Annotated in this window: 17 protein-coding genes and 3 pseudogenes; 6 read left to right on the forward strand and 14 right to left on the reverse strand. The window is 62.0% G+C overall.

The window, feature by feature from the left end:
• Positions 1 to 43: 43 nt before the first annotated feature.
• The 4 genes and pseudogenes from EOA19_RS21925 to EOA19_RS21940 form a co-directional block, all read right to left on the reverse strand.
• Positions 44 to 415: pseudogene (locus tag EOA19_RS21925) on the reverse strand (hypothetical protein); the annotation flags it as partial.
• A 5-nt stretch (positions 416 to 420) separates the two neighbouring features.
• Positions 421 to 666 carry a DUF4170 domain-containing protein gene (locus tag EOA19_RS21930; protein ID WP_127288992.1) on the reverse strand — a complete coding sequence of 82 codons (246 nt, stop codon included), beginning with the start codon at positions 664 to 666 and terminating at the stop codon, positions 421 to 423.
• A gap of 103 nt (positions 667 to 769) precedes the next feature.
• The gene (locus EOA19_RS21935; protein WP_128304770.1) at positions 770 to 1,585 is read right to left on the reverse strand and encodes a 3'(2'),5'-bisphosphate nucleotidase CysQ; all 816 of its coding nucleotides are present in this window, start codon (positions 1,583 to 1,585) and stop codon (positions 770 to 772) included.
• Positions 1,572 to 2,915, reverse strand: a complete 1,344-nt coding sequence (locus tag EOA19_RS21940; protein ID WP_128304771.1) for a TldD/PmbA family protein — start codon at positions 2,913 to 2,915, stop codon at positions 1,572 to 1,574. Before EOA19_RS21940 ends, EOA19_RS21935 begins: the two co-directional genes overlap by 14 nt.
• Positions 2,916 to 3,081: 166 nt before the next feature.
• On the opposite strand from EOA19_RS21940, the gene EOA19_RS21945 reads away from it, so the two are divergent.
• Entirely contained in the window at positions 3,082 to 3,498 is a 417-nt protein-coding gene (locus tag EOA19_RS21945) for a VOC family protein (RefSeq protein ID WP_127288998.1), read from the forward strand.
• Positions 3,499 to 3,521: 23 nt separating this feature from the next.
• On the opposite strand, the gene EOA19_RS21950 is transcribed toward EOA19_RS21945, so the two are convergent.
• Both EOA19_RS21950 and epmA read right to left on the reverse strand, forming a co-directional pair.
• Entirely contained in the window at positions 3,522 to 4,772 is a 1,251-nt protein-coding gene (locus tag EOA19_RS21950; protein WP_128304772.1) for an FAD-dependent oxidoreductase, read from the reverse strand.
• Positions 4,773 to 4,900: 128 nt separating this feature from the next.
• Positions 4,901 to 5,941, reverse strand: a complete 1,041-nt coding sequence (gene epmA / locus EOA19_RS21955) for an EF-P lysine aminoacylase EpmA (protein WP_128304773.1) — start codon at positions 5,939 to 5,941, stop codon at positions 4,901 to 4,903.
• Positions 5,942 to 6,058: 117 nt separating this feature from the next.
• On the opposite strand from epmA, the gene efp reads away from it, so the two are divergent.
• From efp to EOA19_RS21975, 4 genes are all read left to right on the forward strand, one after another.
• The gene (gene efp, locus EOA19_RS21960; protein WP_128304774.1) at positions 6,059 to 6,628 is read left to right on the forward strand and encodes an elongation factor P; all 570 of its coding nucleotides are present in this window, start codon (positions 6,059 to 6,061) and stop codon (positions 6,626 to 6,628) included.
• 309 nt (positions 6,629 to 6,937) lie between these two features.
• Positions 6,938 to 7,303, forward strand: a complete 366-nt coding sequence (locus tag EOA19_RS21965) for a MazG nucleotide pyrophosphohydrolase domain-containing protein (RefSeq protein ID WP_128304775.1) — start codon at positions 6,938 to 6,940, stop codon at positions 7,301 to 7,303.
• Positions 7,304 to 7,375: 72 nt separating this feature from the next.
• Positions 7,376 to 7,702: a hypothetical protein gene (locus EOA19_RS21970; protein WP_128304776.1), complete on the forward strand. Its 327-nt coding sequence runs from the start codon at positions 7,376 to 7,378 to the stop codon at positions 7,700 to 7,702.
• The gene (locus EOA19_RS21975) at positions 7,699 to 8,799 is read left to right on the forward strand and encodes an ImmA/IrrE family metallo-endopeptidase (RefSeq protein ID WP_128304777.1); all 1,101 of its coding nucleotides are present in this window, start codon (positions 7,699 to 7,701) and stop codon (positions 8,797 to 8,799) included. Before EOA19_RS21970 ends, EOA19_RS21975 begins: the two co-directional genes overlap by 4 nt.
• Before the next feature lie 5 nt (positions 8,800 to 8,804).
• On the opposite strand, the gene EOA19_RS21980 is transcribed toward EOA19_RS21975, so the two are convergent.
• The 5 genes and pseudogenes from EOA19_RS21980 to EOA19_RS22000 form a co-directional block, all read right to left on the reverse strand.
• A complete protein-coding gene (locus EOA19_RS21980; protein WP_128304778.1) occupies positions 8,805 to 9,722 on the reverse strand; it encodes a hypothetical protein in 918 nt (305 codons plus the stop codon).
• A gap of 1 nt (position 9,723) precedes the next feature.
• Positions 9,724 to 10,710, reverse strand: coding sequence for a thymidylate synthase (locus EOA19_RS21985; RefSeq protein ID WP_128304779.1), 987 nt, complete (start codon positions 10,708 to 10,710; stop codon positions 9,724 to 9,726).
• A 401-nt stretch (positions 10,711 to 11,111) separates the two neighbouring features.
• Positions 11,112 to 11,246 (reverse strand): annotated as a pseudogene (locus EOA19_RS21990) (patatin-like phospholipase family protein); the annotation flags it as partial.
• 26 nt (positions 11,247 to 11,272) lie between these two features.
• Positions 11,273 to 11,785 carry a hypothetical protein gene (locus tag EOA19_RS21995; RefSeq protein ID WP_128304780.1) on the reverse strand — a complete coding sequence of 171 codons (513 nt, stop codon included), beginning with the start codon at positions 11,783 to 11,785 and terminating at the stop codon, positions 11,273 to 11,275.
• Positions 11,785 to 11,979 (reverse strand): annotated as a pseudogene (locus EOA19_RS22000) (hypothetical protein); the annotation flags it as partial. The pseudogene EOA19_RS22000 and the gene EOA19_RS21995, both read right to left, overlap by 1 nt.
• Before the next feature lie 136 nt (positions 11,980 to 12,115).
• Between EOA19_RS22000 and EOA19_RS22005 the strand changes: the two are divergent.
• A complete protein-coding gene (locus EOA19_RS22005) occupies positions 12,116 to 12,655 on the forward strand; it encodes a dihydrofolate reductase family protein (RefSeq protein WP_128304781.1) in 540 nt (179 codons plus the stop codon).
• Positions 12,656 to 12,696: 41 nt separating this feature from the next.
• On the opposite strand, the gene EOA19_RS22010 is transcribed toward EOA19_RS22005, so the two are convergent.
• Genes EOA19_RS22010 through EOA19_RS22020 form a run of 3 tightly spaced genes read right to left on the reverse strand, consistent with a single transcriptional unit; the run spans position 12,697 to position 16,296 of the window.
• Positions 12,697 to 13,566, reverse strand: coding sequence for a patatin-like phospholipase family protein (locus EOA19_RS22010; RefSeq protein WP_128304782.1), 870 nt, complete (start codon positions 13,564 to 13,566; stop codon positions 12,697 to 12,699).
• Positions 13,563 to 14,903 carry a pitrilysin family protein gene (locus tag EOA19_RS22015; RefSeq protein ID WP_128304783.1) on the reverse strand — a complete coding sequence of 447 codons (1,341 nt, stop codon included), beginning with the start codon at positions 14,901 to 14,903 and terminating at the stop codon, positions 13,563 to 13,565. The genes EOA19_RS22010 and EOA19_RS22015 overlap by 4 nt, the downstream gene beginning before the upstream one ends.
• A 4-nt stretch (positions 14,904 to 14,907) precedes the next feature.
• Entirely contained in the window at positions 14,908 to 16,296 is a 1,389-nt protein-coding gene (locus EOA19_RS22020; RefSeq protein WP_128304784.1) for a pitrilysin family protein, read from the reverse strand.
• Positions 16,297 to 16,377: the final 81 nt, after the last annotated feature.

Below are 16,377 nucleotides of genomic sequence, written 5' to 3' on the forward strand. Positions count from 1 at the left end.
CCCCAAGCGCAAGCCGCTGGTCGCCATGGTCTCACGCAGCGCCGATGCCGAATTTTTCCAGCATCAGCGCGTTGAGCTCGGCATCGGCGCTGCGTGAGACCATGGCGACCAGCGGCTTGCGCTTGGGGTAGTAGGCCGGCGTCAGCAGATGCTGGCCGTGCCACAGGGCTATGATGCCAGGCTCGAACTCGGTATAGGCGCCGCCCGAAAACCGCGCCGAGCCCTCCACGACGCGATTGGTGAGGCGCACGAAGCGGACGAACTGGGCGAACAGGCTGGCGATGGCGTTCTTGACGAATCGCGACTGCGCCAGCGGTTGGCGAATCTTGCGCCAGAAGGCCTTGGTCGTGCGGCTGCGTCCCCTGCCCGTGGGCGCGGCATCGCTTGCTGGCCCTTTCGCCAGGTCATGCTCCATCGAAGTCAACCGGAAGCCTTGTTGTCGGGGTCCAGCAGCCGGTGCAGATGAACGACGAAATAACGCATGTGGGCGTTGTCCACGCTGGCTTGCGCCTTGGCTTTCCATGCCGTGTGCGCGGATTGATAGTCGGGATAGATGCCGACGATGTCGAGCCCGTCGAGATCGCGGAATTCGGTACCGCCAAGCTTCTTCAGTTCGCCACCGAACACCAGATGCAAAAGCTGTTTCTTTCCGTCTTCCGCGGCCATGTCGGTCCTTCACATATCGTGAGTTTGTGACAGGTCTAGACCAAAGCCGCCGACTTTGGAACCTTTAGGGCGAGATGAATTCGTCTCGCCCGGGAAAACGCTTTCACGCGTCCAGACCGGCGATGACGCCGGCGAGCACGGCCAGCAATTCACCGCTGCCTGCAGCGAGCGCGCCGTGACGGGTCACCTCGCCGGCATAGAGCGGAGCACGGCCATGCTGATCGAGCAGCTGGCCGCCGGCCTCGCGCAAGATGAGGTCGGCCGCGGCGATGTCCCAGTCATGCGCGTTCGGCTTGACGAAAGTGGCATCCAGCGCGCCATTGGCAATCATGGCCAGCCGATAGGCGAGCGAAGGGCTGTAAGGCGCCCGTTTCAGCCGCGCCTGCCATTCGGCCGGCATCAGGTCGGTCAACTGCTTCAGCCCGGAAATCTCGGCCGTATCCGCCAGCTTGCGAACCGCAATGCGCTTGCCGTTGCGGAAAGCACCCTGGCCGGGCAGCGCCCAATAGGTCTCCTCCATCGCCGGGCATTCCAGCACGCCGGCCAGCGTACGGCCACGCTCGACGACGGCGACGCTGACGCACCAGGTGCGCTGGCCTTCCAGAAAACCGCGTGTGCCGTCGATCGGGTCGACGACGAAGGTGCGGCGTGCGGAAAGCCGGACCGGATCGTCGACCGTCTCTTCCGACAGCCAGCCATAGTCGGGCCGGGCCGCCAGCAGCGTTTCGCGCAGATAGGCGTCGGCGGCATGGTCGGCCTCGCTGACCGGCGATGTGCCGCCCTTCATCCAGACTTGCGGGCTGTTGCCGAAGTAGCGCATGGCGATGACCCCCGCCTCGCGGGCAGCATCGCGCAGCAGCGGCAAGTCCCCAGAGGCGCCGGAGATGGCCCCGGCTATGGTCAGGTCATGCTCCGGCAAGGGTCATGCCTTCGATCAGGAGCGTCGGCGCGGCGGTGCCGAAATTGCGGTCGAGGTCATCGGCCGGCACCATGTTGAGGAACATGGTCTTCAGGTTCGAGGCGATGGTGACCTCGGCGACCGGATAGGCCAGTTCGCCATTCTCGATCCAGAAGCCCGAAGCGCCACGGCTGTATTCGCCGGTGATCATGTCGACGCCCTGGCCGAACACTTCGGTGACGTAGAAGCCGGTCCTGAGCGATTTGATCAACTCTTCCGGCGACCGCTCGCCCGGCTCGATGGCGAGATTGGTGGAGGATGGCGTCACGGAAGAGCCGCCGCGCGCGCCGCGGCCGTTGGTGACGAGGCCCAGTTCCCTTGCGGCCGAGGTCGACAGGAACCAGTGGTTGAGCACGCCCTTCTCGACCATCAACAGCTTTTCGCCCTCGACGCCTTCACCGTCGAACGGCCGCGAGGCTTGGCCACGCAGCCGGAGCGGCTCGTCGGTGACGGTGATGGCGGATGCGGCCACCTGCTTGCCCATCATGTCGCGCAGGAACGAGGTCTTGCGCGCCACCGAGGCGCCGTTGATGGCGCCGGCAAGATGGCCGGCGATGCCGCGCGCGACGCGCGGATCGAAAACCACGTCGACCGGCCCGGTCGCCGCCTTGCGCGCGCCGATGCGGCGCACGGCGCGCTCACCGGCCTTGCGACCGATGTCCTCGGGCGCATCGAGATCGGCAAAATGCTGGCGCGAGGAGAATTCATAGTCGCGCTCCATGCCGGTGCCCTCGCCGGCGATGACGCTGGCCGAGCGCGAGAAACGCGAGCCGACATAGTGGCCGAGGAAGCCGTGCGAGGTGGCCAGCACCAGGCCGCCCAGCCCCGCACCGGCGCTGGCGCCGGCCGAATTGGTCACGCCCTTGACGGCAAGCGCTGCCGCTTCGGCAGCCAATGCGGCTTCCTTCAACTGGTCGGCGGACACTTCGGTGGAGTCGAACAGATCGAGATCGCGCGTCTGTTTGGCCAGCAATGCCGGGTCGGCCAGCCCCTGATAAGGATCCTGCGGCGACACTTTCGCCATCGCCACGGCGCGCTCGGCCAGTGTTTTCGGGTCGGACGCCGCGGTCGCCGAGACACTCGCCACGCGGCCGCCGACGAAAACGCGAAGCGCCACATCCTCGCTCTCGGAGGCTTCGGTAGCCTCGACCTTGCCGAGACGCACCGACACCCCAGTCGAGCGGCCGCGCACGGCCACCGCGTCGGCGGCATCGGCGCCGGCCTTTTTGGCAGCCTCGACCAGGGCCGCGACGCGGTCGGTCAATTTTGCTGCGTCTGATATATCCGTCATGCCTGAATTCCTGCTGGTGCGGCCGGTGTGCGGCCGTTGCCCACCCATCTATTGTTCCGGTCCGGCTTGTGCAATGGCATAGGCTTCAATCAAAATGCGGGGCGGACGGTTCAAATCGCGAACCCTGTGACGCAAAATCGGTCCGCAGCCTGCACGGAGCATTTCGATGACGCCTTTCCATCTCGCCTTCCCGGTCCGTGATCTCGATGAAACCCGCGTTTTCTATGGCGAGGTGCTGGGCTGCGCGATCGGCCGTTCGTCAGCGACCTGGGTCGATTTCGACCTTTACGGCCACCAGATGTCGGCGCATCTGCGGCCGCAGGCCGCACAAGCCTCCAATGACGGCAAGGTCGACGGCATTGTCGTGCCAATCCCGCATTTCGGCGCCGTGCTGCTGATGGACGACTGGCAGCGTCTGGCGACGCGGCTGGAGGCGCGCGACGACATCGATTGGCTGGAACGGCCGATGGTCCGCTTCAAGGGCGAGCCCGGCGAACAGGCAACGCTGTTCATCCGCGACCCCTCGGGCAATGCCCTGGAATTCAAGGGTTTTCGCTCACTGGAGCAGGTTTTCGCGCACTAGCCCAGATCGAGGGCATCGGTCGATCAACGGCCGAAACGGCCCGCCGCGAAAGGTGCGAGCCGAGCCGGATCTTCGCGTCCAGCGATCAAGTCGGCGACCAGCCGCGCCGTGATCGGGGCGAGCGTCAGGCCGAGATGGCCATGACCGAAAGCATGGATCACCCGGGAACTGGCGTGTGAAGGGCCGATGACCGGCCTGGAATCCGGCAGGGACGGCCGGAAGCCGAGCCATTGCGAGGCAGGCGAGCCAAGTTTGGGAAAAATTTGCCTGGCACCACGGTCAAGCAGCGCCAGCCGGCGCGGATTTGGCGGCGCGACCAGGCCGCCGAGTTCGACGGTGCCGGCGACCCGCAAGCGGCCAGCCATCGGCGTCAGGTAGAAACCAAGATCGACGGGACAGACAGGCCGGTTGAGCAGCGGCGCGTCGGTCCGAAATTCCAGATGATAGCCGCGCTCGGTCTCGAGCGGAATCCTGTCGCCGGCCTGCGCGGCCAGTGCGCGCGACCGTGCACCGGCGGCGATCACCACCGTGCCAGCCTTGATGCGAACGCCGGGGCCGCTGAGCTGGACACCGCCAGCCTCGACCTGCAGCCCGGTGATCTCAGCCTGCTTTACCGATGCACCACGGGCGCTCACCGCGCCCAGCAACCGCCGCATCACCATTGCCGGATCGGTGACATTGATCGAGTCGGGAAAATACACGCCATGCGCTACTGTCGCAGGCAGGCCCGGCTCAAGTGCCGCCACCTCTTCCGGGGTCAGCACCTCTTGGTGGATGCCAAACCCAGCGCGCATTGCCCGGCCGCCGGCGCCAGCGGCAAAATCGCTCTCGCGGCGATAGAGGTAAAGACAGCCATTGCGGCGCAGCAGATCGTCCAGATCGGCCTCCCCAGCCATTTCCTCCCAGGCCGGGAGGGCGTCGGCCAGCAGTCCGGCGAGCGCCAGCGCATTGGCCCGGGTGGCCGCCGGCAGCGATTGCCGCATGAACCGAACTAACCATGGCGCCAGCTGCAGCAGCGCCGGCCAGCGCAGCGAAAACGGGCTGTCGGGATCAAGCAGCAGCTTTGGCAACGCCCGCAGCACCGCAGGAGTGCCGACCGGCATGCAGGCATATTCGGCGATCGTCCCGGCATTGCCGAACGACGCGCCGGAGCCCGGCTCGTTCGGATCGATGAGCAGAACTTCGCGGCCGTCCGCGACAAGGCAAAGTGCCGTCGCCAGCCCGACGACTCCGGCGCCGACAATGGCGATTTCGACCGTTTCAGAAACTGACAATGTTGGACCTTCCCGTTTGACCGTGAGCTTTGAACTCTCGGTCCCGCGTGCCGCTCATGTGGTCGCTTGGTTCGGGGTCATGGTCCAGTCTTGATCCCTGGAATCGAATGGGCCAGACGTTCTGGCCCTCAGGCGACGGGCGTCCAGATCACATCCTCGATTTTTTGCGCGCCGGTGGCCAGCATCGCCAGCCGGTCGAAGCCGAGCGCGATGCCGCTGGCTTGCGGCATGATGGCGAGGGCCGCCAGAAAATCCTCGTCCAGCGGATAGCGCTCGCCATAGATGCGCTGTTTCTCGTCCATCTCGAGGATGAAACGCCGGCGCTGCTCGTCGGCGTCGGTCAGTTCGCCAAAGCCGTTGGCGAGTTCGACGCCGCAGCAATAGAGCTCGAAACGCTCGGCGACGCGCGGGTCGCGCGGGCTCGGCCGCGCCAGTGCCGCTTCGGCCAGCGGATATTCGCACAGGATGGTCGCCCGCCCTTGCCCGAGGAATGGCTCGATTTTTTCGACCATCACCCGGCTGAACAGGTCGGCCCAACTATCGTCGGGCGCGGTGCGAAGGCCGGCCTGGGTCAAGGCGGCATACAGCGCGTCGCGGTCGGTGCTGCCGTCGGCGGCGACCGTGGCCAGCAAGTCGATGCCGGCATGGCGAGAGAAGGCGTCCGCCACCGTCAGACGTTCCGGCTCGGCAAACGGATCGCAGTCGCGGCCCCGAAACGAGAAAAGAGTCGCCCCTGCCCTTGTCGCGGAGAGCGCCAGGAAGGCGGCGCAATCCAGCATCAGGCTCTCATAGGCCTCGCCCACCCGGTACCATTCGAGCATGGTGAATTCGGGATGGTGCAAGGGGCCGCGCTCACGGTTGCGGTAGACCGGACCGAAGCTGAAAATTCTGGTTTCACCGGCGGCGAGCAGCTTCTTGCAGGCGAATTCCGGCGAGGTGTGGAGATAGAGCGGCGCCCTTGCACCGTCCGGCCCGACCGCTTCCGTGGCGAAAGCCGCCAGATGCGCCTCGTTGCCGGGTGAGACCTGCAGGGCCGCCGTTTCCACCTCGACGAAATCATGGGCGGCGAACCAGCCGCGCAGGCCGGCGGCGATGCCGTTGCGCAGCATCAGCCGCGGGCGGCGGTCGGCATGAACATGCGGCGTCCACCAGGGCGAAGCTTCGGTCATGCGGCTCGGAACATGGTGGAATGGGGCTGGCGGCGGCGGCCAAGATGCGGTAGGCCCCCATCCAGCGCCGCACTAGCCGGCAAACGCCAGTCAACTCTTCTTGCAGGATATAAAACCGTGGTGAAAGTCATCGCCAGTTCGCTCCGCAAAGGCAATGTCGTCGACAGGGACGGCAAGCTTTATGTGATCCTCTTTGCCGAAAACATCCACCCAGGCAAGGGCACGCCGGTAACGCAGCTCGACATGCGCCGCATCGGCGACGGGGTGAAGGTTTCGGAGCGCTACCGCACCACCGAACAGGTGGAGCGTGCCTATGTGGAAGAGCGCGAGCACACCTTCCTCTATCGCGACGGCGAAGGCTTTCATTTCATGAACCCGGAAAGCTACGACCAGGTCGCGGTGTCGGAAGCCGTGGTCGGCGACATGGCGCCCTACCTGCTGGAAGGCATGGCCGTGCAGGTGTCGCAGTTCAACGGCATTGCCATTTCCCTGGTGCTGCCGCAGCGCGCCACCTTCGAAGTGGTGGAAACCGAGCCGACGACCAAGGGCCAGACGGCCTCGTCGTCCTACAAGCCGGCCGTGCTGTCCAACGGCGTGCGTACGCTGGTGCCACCGCACATCGCGCCGGGCACCCGCGTGGTGGTGATGACCGCCGATGGGGCGTATGTGGAGCGGGCGAAGGACTGAGGGGGCGGCCCTTTAGCTCAGGGCGAAGGCGGTTTATTCCTCAGCGAGCGGCCTCAGGTATAAGGCATCCAAGGGGCCGGCGGCGGTCTGTCTGCTTTTTTTGATTTCTGTTGGCATAAGCTGTCATTCGGCATCCAGTCTGGCGGCATCGTGACGAGATTGATTTCTTCTGGAAGAGAACGAGGCCCGCCGCAAGACAAAGCGACGGTTTTATGCACAACCTTTATTGTCCAGCAGGCTTGGTATTCGACTAAGACTTGAACCAATCTCAGACTCAGTGTCTTCTCAGGGCAACTTCTGGGAGTGAACATGCCTTCAGGCTCGTTTCAAGACCGCGTATGGCAATGGATTGTCGCATGTTTTCCGACATCGGCGCACCTCGATGTACAGGAGCGCAATCATCGCTTCCTCGAAGAGGCGCTTGAACTTGCTCAGTCGAATTCCTGCACAAAGGAGGAGGCACTCGAACTAGTGGAGTACGTGTTCGGCAGGGCGAAAGGTGACGTGCGCCAAGAAGTTGGGGGGGTCCTCGTTACGCTCGCAGCCCTCTGCAACGCAACCAGCGTCGACATGGATGAGGCCGCCGAACAGGAACTGGGCAGGAACTGGTCCCGCATTGATCGTATCCGCGCCAAGCAAGCCGACAAACCTCGGGGATCGGCTCGTCCTCAATGAAGCTAGCCTTAGCCGATCAGGGTGGCGCAAGCCTCGCCATCCAGTATTGCGCAAGCGGACGCTGACTCGCGGATGCAGATTTCGTATGGGACGGCCGATCTAAAGCATTGTTGCCTCAACCGTGACGTGGCGGAAAAACGGTTTGGTAGAACATATGCAGATCGCCTAGTTACCGAGCTTGCGGATGCGGAAGCTTTCGAGAATGTCCAGGAGTGGCATGAGATCCTAGGGGGAAACGTGACCATCAATGACGATGAGAGCTTTGAAATCGCCATCGGCTCGAGGTACACCGCAACCTTCGTGAGCGTGGATCAGAACGTCGCACTGACGGACGCTGGACGGATTGACTGGGCCGGTGTTGAATTTGTGAAGCTGACAGCCATATCGGAAGTACGATGATCGATGAGCACGCTACAGCCAACTGGTTTTCGAAACCTGGCGACTCGATCCGCGCAATCATGCAACGACGCAACATTTCCGCTCATGACCTTGCTGAGCGCTTAAAGGATGGGCTTGATGCTGTCCGCAGCCTCATAGATGGGTCGCGGCAAATCGACGAATCAACTGCTTCGACACTGTCGGCGGCGCTTGGAGCGACGGTGAAATTCTGGCTGAAGCGGCAAGAGAACTTTGATAAGGCAGTCGATCGTGCCGTGGTTCAAGTCCGAGAAAGTGGACATGAGGATCTGCTGCTGCGCATCCCCGCTCCGGGCCAGAAAGTGCGTGGTAAGCTATCCCTAGAGCGCCGTGCGGCCGAAATCCGCAAAAGATTGGTGTTCTACAACGTTCCGGACGCAGAATCGTGGACGGGTCGATATGGGCGCCTGGTGGGCGAAACGGACTATCGTACCTCCAAGGCATTCGCGTCAAAGGAAGATGCCACTCTTCTGTGGCTCCGGCGCGGCGAACTTGAGGCCGACATGATCCAGACACGCGCCTGGAATTCCGGGAATCTGATGGATCGGCTGCGGGACATCCGAAGGCTTTCTATGATCCGCCATCCTCAGCTCTTTCTACCGAGATTGAGGACGCTCTGCGCGGAAGCGGGCGTTGCGCTTGTAGTCGTCAAGGCTCCCGATGGCTGCCGCGCCAGCGGCGCGATACGAATGGTCGATCCCGACAAGGCAATGCTCTTGCTGAGCTTCCGCTACAAGCGGGATGATCAGTTCTGGTTCACGGTTTTCCATGAGATCGGACATCTGGTGCTCCATAAGGCGAACACCTTCGTTGACGATGATGCTCTGCCCGGGGACCCAGATCGGGAAAACGAGGCCAACGAGTTTGCGGCGGAATGCGTCATTCCTGCTCTTCGGGAGTCCGAATTCGAACGCGTCACGCCGAAACGAGACGACATCGTTCGCTTCAGCGTGTCGATTGGAGTAGCTCCAGGCCTAACCGTCGGACAGATGCAGCACCGTGGAATGTTGGAGCCCGACAAATTGAACTATCTCAAGCGTACGTGGGACTGGAGGCAGATCAATCCCGCCACCGTCTAGGATCGCTATCCTTTGAAGTGGACGAATGCGGTCGGGCTCTTCTGCCAGTTGCACAAGGCATCCTCCATCACGGCCATTCCCACGTGAAGGTGTGCATCCAACTCATCCACCCAGCTTTGAAGCTGTGCGTCCGTCGCCGCGCCAGTGTGTGAACCTGTGAACAGGAGGCGTGCGCCGGAAGCGGGACCCGTAGCGCCCTTGAAGTAGGCGGATCCTGGCTCGATCGGAGCGATACCGTATCGTCCGATCAGCGCAAGGTAGTCGAACTTCGCAAGCCGCCCAAAGGTCTTCACGCTCATGCTCCGATAAAGAGCATCGAAGATCGTCGTGGGATTGTTGCCTGTTTGCTGGATCTTTGCAGCGAAGAACGTTTGATGTCCCGTGAGCCCTATCCAACCGACGTAGCTGAGCAAGACATCGCCGAAGCTCCTGTTGGAATTCGGCCGCAGACTCTCGTACTTCCGGTGATTGCCGAATTTTCCCCCGATGTTCATCCAATTCGCGGCGAGCCATGAGATCATTGTCTGTGGGTTGTTCGAAACAGTCTGCCAGTCCCACACCCCAGCCCCTAGGCGACCGTATACCTGCTGCAGTCGAAGCCATCCGGAAGACGAAGGTCGAGCGAAATGCGTCATAAGGAACACAAGCCATGCGGCCTCTTCTACGTCGCCGTTCTGCATATGATATGCAACCGCGCGCTCGGCATCGAACGTGCCCGAATTGGGATCTGCTTTCCCTGCAGTGACGGGCCTTTCCTGTACTCGCCTGTAGTAATCTTCGCGTCTTAGGCTCGCAACGAACTGCATCGCGAGTGTGTCGCGCGCTAGGTTCCCCGAGGCACCTGGAAGATTACGAACGCTGGCGGAGAAAGTTTGAAGAGCGCTAGAGATCTGCGCATGCTGCAGCTGCCTGGTCGGCCACATTTCAGGCTCCATTTGTTTTGGTATCTCGCAGGACTCGGGTCTTCAGCCTCCGCTCGAGATATGTTCGATAAACCTCGTCATGAAACTCGGCCTTCAACTCGTCGAGACCTTCGAATCCTGGTGCACCCCGCCGTTTAGTAGCCCAGAACACCTGGAGAAGGCGAATGATGTCAGCCCAGTATGGTGCTCTCGCAAAGTCTTCAGCCCGAATTTTCTTTTCTGCTCGGATCTCCCCCTCAGCCTTCAACAGGGCGTCGGTAATTGAGAATGCGTCTCCGGAAGGCATCGGGGGCATTTGCACGGTCTTCTGATGTCCTTCATTCACGTAATTCTTCATCGGCTCGATCGAGCCGTCGTAAACGTGCATGCTGGTGGCGTAGTGAAGGTAATCCCCCGGATCGAGGTGAAGGCGAGTTGCCATCATCTCCTGGAGCATAGTGAAGCAGAACACGTCATGCGGCAGGCCCTTGTACGCGTCGTTCGACCGCATCGTGGTGGACATGTGAAGACGACCGTCGCGCGCTACGAATTGCAGTGCAGTCGTGCACGGAATCTCCTCGTGATGGACCGCGATGTCCGCAGCATCGTAAAGTTGGATCACAGCGCGCTTGGACGTGGGTTTCTCTTTCAGAAGCCTGGTAACATTCTCAAGCTGGTTGATACTTCCGCGCATCGCATGGATCCGTGGACCGTAGGCGCCAGCAAGGATGCCATCTTCGGCATCCTTGGCGTAATCCGGGATGTATTCCTTGATGAACTCGAGAGTATCGAGACCTCCAAGATACCAAAGCAGTTCCCCCAAGGCGCTGAAAGGCTTGCCACGGTCCTGTGATCGACTGATCCGAGCTCTGGGGTTCGTCATTCGGAAGGACACCCCAAGCCTTTCTCGCATTTCGCCGCGGGTGCCGACGTTCGCGGCTCCCTCCGCCAGAAGGATCGGGTACAGTTCGATCAGTATTTCATCAATGCCTTCACCGCACAGATACATGCCGCCCCCCGAATCTACCGCTGTGGCACATGTTATGACTGGATTTCGGTAAGTAAAATACGGGCCTTTCTCGCATCTGGGGCAAGCGGCTCGGGAACCGACAGAGATGACCGCCCTGTCGCAGAGGCGCAAAGTTCGGCCGCGACTGTTTAACCGATAAGGCAGCGAGAGAAACCCTACTTCGCTTTTGGGGTTGCACCCTCTTAAAGTGGCGTCACATGAACGACCACTTTTTTGAGATCGACTTGCGCATTGTGATGGCTGAAAAAGGTTGCATTGTCGCCATCTACTTTGCCCCGCGAACGTCCGCTTTTATGCGAAGGCCAAGAGTGTCCGAAAGGCCGACTTGGGGCGCCTAGCGGCACGCCAACGCCCTCACCCAGCCACCCGCGCTTGCCCTTCCCGCTCCTCGCCTCAACCACCTTCTCCACCTGCCGCTTCAACTCGTCCTTGATATCCACCGTCTCGTTCATCAAAGTGGCGCCGAACATCAGGTCGACGGAGGTCGGCTGTTTGCGGTCGGCCTCTTCTGGCGCATCGGGGCCCCCGACCCGGACTGCATTCAGGATGGCCAAAGCGGCTTCACCCGCTCAATGCGATATCTTTTCTCGAACTCACGGAGCACCATTTCGAGCGTTGCCTCAAAAGCACCCTGATCGAACATCATCGATTTCTTCGCCTCGTGAAAGTAGCGCCAATCGGTGAAGGCATCTTGGTGCTGATGCAGAATGTGACGAATGCTGTAGCCGATGTAGAAACCATTGGGATGATACGGGGCCACCGACCTTTTGAACTCAGCGTCGAGTTTCTCCTGGCTTTCGGGCTTTAGGCGATCAAACAGCTTCATCAGGTTGTGCGATTTGACAACTCTTGGATCGTCGTGGTCGAAGACGAACCACGCTTTGAGTGCCAACTCCATCGAAAGCGCCAAAAGCATCGGTTCAACACCGGTGTGTTCGCGTTCGCTCAGGTCTGCATGCTCTCCGAATTCTCGACTTGGAAAGCTCTGAGTTTTTCGAAAGATCGCCTTTGCGGCTTCCCCGATCCTAATGGCAGTCGATAAGCGCGCACTCATTAGAGATCCATTGATGTAAACTGGCTCTGGAGCTTGACCTGGAGATATTGCAAGAACGCACTCGCCTCCAGCACTTTCTCCACCTGCCGCTTCAGCTCGTCCTTGATATCCACCGTCTCGTTCATCAGCGCGTCGATCTTCAGGAAATCGAGCACGCGGTACTTCGACACCCCCAGGCGGATCAATATGTCGGGGTGCGCCGTTAGGCCGGCTGAGGTCAATGCGTATCTTGAGCACTAACCGAAGACGACAGAGCGCCGCGATATTTTTCACCAAGCATGTCGCAAAGCGCCCACCCGGTTCGTCCTTTGACCAAAGAAGGAGCGCGCCATGCGAAAACTTATCGTCACCGAATTCATCAGCGTCGATGGCATTGCCGAGGTCGAGAAGCTGCCCAGGGTGATCTGGAACGACGAGATGAACAGGTTCAAGGAGGAGGAGCTTGCCGACAGCGGCGCCATGCTTTTGGGGCGTACGACCTATGAGATCTTTGCCGGCTCCTGGCCAACGGAAACCGGAGATTTTGCCGACCGGTTCAACGCGCTGCCGAAATATGTCGCTTCGACCAGCCTGAAGGCGCTCGATTGGGAGCCGGCCGAATTGCTGAAGGGACCGCTGCCGGATGCGGTCAGGACGCTGAAGCAAGGCAGCGGCGGCAACATCTATGTGCATGGCAGCCTCAGCGTCGCGCAGGAATTGCTGCGCCATGGCCTGGTCGACCGCGTCAGGCTGCTCAGCTACCCCGGCGCCGTCGGTCAGGGCAAGCCGCTGTTCCTAGCCGGCGAGCCGGTGTCGCTCGAACTGATTTCGGCGACGCCGTTCAGCAACGGTGTTGTGGCGCTGGAGTATGTGCCGGTGGCGAAATCGTAAATCGGTTGGAGCCTTTCAGATCGCGTCGGGAAGATGCATCCTCACCCGACCTGCTTTCCTCGCCTCCCTTTAACGGCGGCGGCGCTCCTCGCCTCCAGCACCTTCTCCACCTGCCGCTTCAGCTCGTCCTTGATATCCACCGTCTCGTTCATCAAGGCGTCGATCTTCAGGAAGTCGAGGACGCGGTATCTCGAGACTGCCGGGCGGACCAGGATGTCGGGGCGGCATTGGTTCAGCTTGTTGGCGATGATCGACTGCATCATCAGCTGCGTGGCACCGAACATCAGGTCGACGGAGGTCGGCTGCTTGCGATCGACTTCCTCCGGCGCGCCGACGACGTCGACGCCGATGATGATGTCGGCGTCGTTTTCGATCAGGTCGAACGGCACGGGGTTGTAGATGCCGCCGTCGATCAGCAGCCTGCCGTCACGCGTCACCGGGCGGAACACGGCGGGGATGGCTGCTGATGCCGCCAGTGCGGAGTGCAGGTCGCCGTCTTCGAAGACAGCGAGCTTGTGGCCGAAATAGTCGGTCGCCGTCACCTTGAGCGGGATTTTCAGCTCGGCGAAGGTTTCGGGAATGGCCTCGGGCAGAAAGGCTTTCAGGATGCGCTCGACGTTGAACTGGCTGACGCGGATGCCGTTCTGCATGGCTTCGGCGATGGTGCCCGGCCGCGCCCGCCACATGCGGCTCGCCACTTGGGCGCGGCGGCCGAGGATCGAGCGGGCATAGTCGTGGATGTCCTTGCCGGTCATGCCCGCGGCCATGCCGGCGCCCATGATGGCGCCGATCGACGAGCCGGCAATCGCCACCGGCTTGATGCCCAACTCGTCCAGCGCCTCGATGACATGGATATGCGCCAGCCCGCGCGCGCCGCCGCCGCCGAAGGCGATGCCGAAGGTCGGGCTCATCCCTTGCCGGCTCCGGCCAATTTCGGGCCGATGACCATGATGGTCGGCTCGGCGGTCAGCAGCTTCTTCGCCGCCGCCTTGACTTGGTCGAGCGTCACCGCGTTGATGTAGCCGGCGCGGCGCTGCATGTAGTCGATACCGAGATCGTCGAGCTGCAGTTCGACCAGCGTCGAGGCGATGGCGCTGGAGGAGTCCAGATTGTTGATGGCGTAGGCGCCGATCATGTATTTCTTGGTCGCCGCCAGTTCCGCCTCGGTCGGGCCTTGTTCGGCCAGTCGCTTGACCACATCGCGGATGATGCCCAGCGTCTCGGCCGCACGGTCGGAGCGGGTGCCGGTGCTGACAATCAGCGCGTTGGCGTGGTCCTGGTTGATGAGCGAGGAGTTGACGCTGTAGGCCAGCCCGCGCTTCTCGCGCACTTCCTGGAACAGGCGCGAGGTGAAGGTGCCGCCGCCGAGGATCTCGTTCATCAGCACGGCGGGGAAGAAATCCGCCGCTTTGCGCTTCACGCCGGGAAAAGCGAGCTGCAGGGAGGTCTGCGGCAGGTCGTAGTCGACCTCGATATGCTGCGCCAGCTTCGGGTCGATATCGGCCACCGGCCTCAGCGCCTGGTTTTGCGGCAGGTCGCCGAACACCATGTCGAGCTTCTTCTTCAGCGTCTCCGCGTCGATGGCGCCGACAACGGCGACACGCAGCCCGCCGCGCGCGAACACCGCTTTGTGCAGGGCTTTGAGATCATCGGGCGTGATGGTGGCGATGCTTTCCTTGGTGCCCTGGTCGGAGCGGGAATAGGGATGATCGCCATAGAGGGCGCGCGCCCATTTGTTCTGCGCCACCGTGTCGGGATCATTCTCGCCGGCGATGATGCCGGACAGGATCTGGGCGCGGATGCGGTCGATCGGCAGCTGGTCGAAGCGCGGCTCGTTGACCGCCAGCCGCAACAGGTCGAAGGCCTGGTCGCGCTGCTCGGCCAGCATGCGCATCGAGCCGTAGATGCCGTCGCGGCTCTCGTCGAAGCTCATCTCGGCGCCGGCATCGTCGAGCTTGATCTGGAAGTCTTCGCTGTCGAGCGGTCCGGCGCCTTCGTCGAACAGGCCGGTCATCAGATTGGCCAGTCCCTCCTTGCCGACCGGATCCTGCGTCGAGCCGCCGCCGAAGACAAAGCGGATGGCAACGACCGGCACGGAATAGTCCTCGACCAGCCAGGCGGTGATGCCCTTCGGCGAGGTGACGGACTGGATGTCCATGGCCCGCGCGGTGAGTGCCGGCAGGATGAGGAAGAGGATGGAGAGGAAAAGGGTGGTGAGGGGTGCGCGTACCGCGTTCGTGCTCGTCATCAAATCAATTCCCCGCCTGTTGCTGCGGCAAGAGATAGCCGGTGGTCGACCGTGCGAGCACGAGATAGCGCGCGGCGACGGCCTTGACCTCGTCTGTCGTGACCTTGCGGATGCGGTCCGTCCACTGCTGGACGTCCTGCACATTGCCGCCGGTGGCCAGCGTCGAGCCGTAGATGTTGGCCATGGAATCCTGCTTGTCGCGGGCAAAGATCATCGACCTGACATAGCGGTCCTTGGCCTTTTCCAGTTCCGATGGCGTGACGCCATCCTTGACGATGCGCACCACTTCGGCATCGACCGCCGCTTCGACGTCGGAAATCTTGGCATCGCCGCGCGGCGCGCCATAGACGGTGAAGTTGGTGTCGTCGAGCATGGTGCCCTGGAAAAAGGCGCCGGCGCTGGATGCGATACCTTGCTGGACGACGAGCGCCTGGTAGAGCCGGCTGCGATTGCCGCCGCCAAGGATCTCCGCCAAGAGGTCGAGCGCTTCCGCCTCGCCCGGCTTGCCGGTGTGATAGGACGGCACCACCCATTGTGTGGAAAAGCTCGGCACGCTGACGCGGGCGTCGGCGAGCGTCACCGTGCGCTTGGTGTTCTGCTCCGGCTCGACCGGACGGATGCGCGGCGGCAGATCGGGGCCGCGCGCCACCTTGCCATAGGTCTTTTCGGCCAGCGCCCGCACCGTGTCCGGTTCGACATCGCCGGCAACGATCAGCACCGCGTTGTTGGGCCGGTAATATTTGTCATAGAAGGCGACAGCGTCGGCGCGGTTCAGCTGCTGCATCTCCTGCATCCAGCCGATGACCGGGATGCGATAGGGCTGGTTCTGCCACAGCGTCGCATCGACCTCCTCGTCCAGCACGGCCTGGGGGCTGTTGTCGATGCGCGAGCGGCGCTCCTCGAGGATGACATCGCGCTCGGTCTTGATGACATCGTCGGTGAGTATGAGATTGCGCATGCGATCGGCCTCGAAGCTCATCATCAGCTCGAGCGCCGACGGCGCCACCGTCTCGTGGAAGGCGGTGTAGTCGTAAGAGGTGAAGGCGTTGTTGGAGCCGCCAATATCGGAGATGGCGCGGTCGAACTCGCCGGCCGCATGGTTGGTCGTCGCCTTGAACATCAGATGTTCGAAGAAATGCGCAATGCCGGATTTGCCGGGCGGCTCGTCGGCGCTGCCGATCTTGTACCAGACCATGTGGGTGACGATCGGTGCACGGTGGTCGGGAATGACGACGACCTCCATGCCGTTGTCGAGCAGGAAATCCGTGACCTTGAACTCGGCCGGAACCGTGTTGGGCAAGACGGGGCTCTCGGCCAGCACCGGGCTGGTCATGACAAAAGCCAAAGAGGACGCCAACAGCGTTCCGCGCAGCCATTCAATCCTGGATGTCATCAACGGCTCCGGTTTCTTGGCGGACGATAGGCAAGGTGCTGGCGACAAGCAAAGTGAATTGTTGGTCATGTTGCCGGCAAA

This window comes from Mesorhizobium sp. M7A.F.Ca.US.010.02.1.1, assembly GCF_004023085.1.
Taxonomy (GTDB): Bacteria; Pseudomonadota; Alphaproteobacteria; order Rhizobiales; family Rhizobiaceae; genus Mesorhizobium.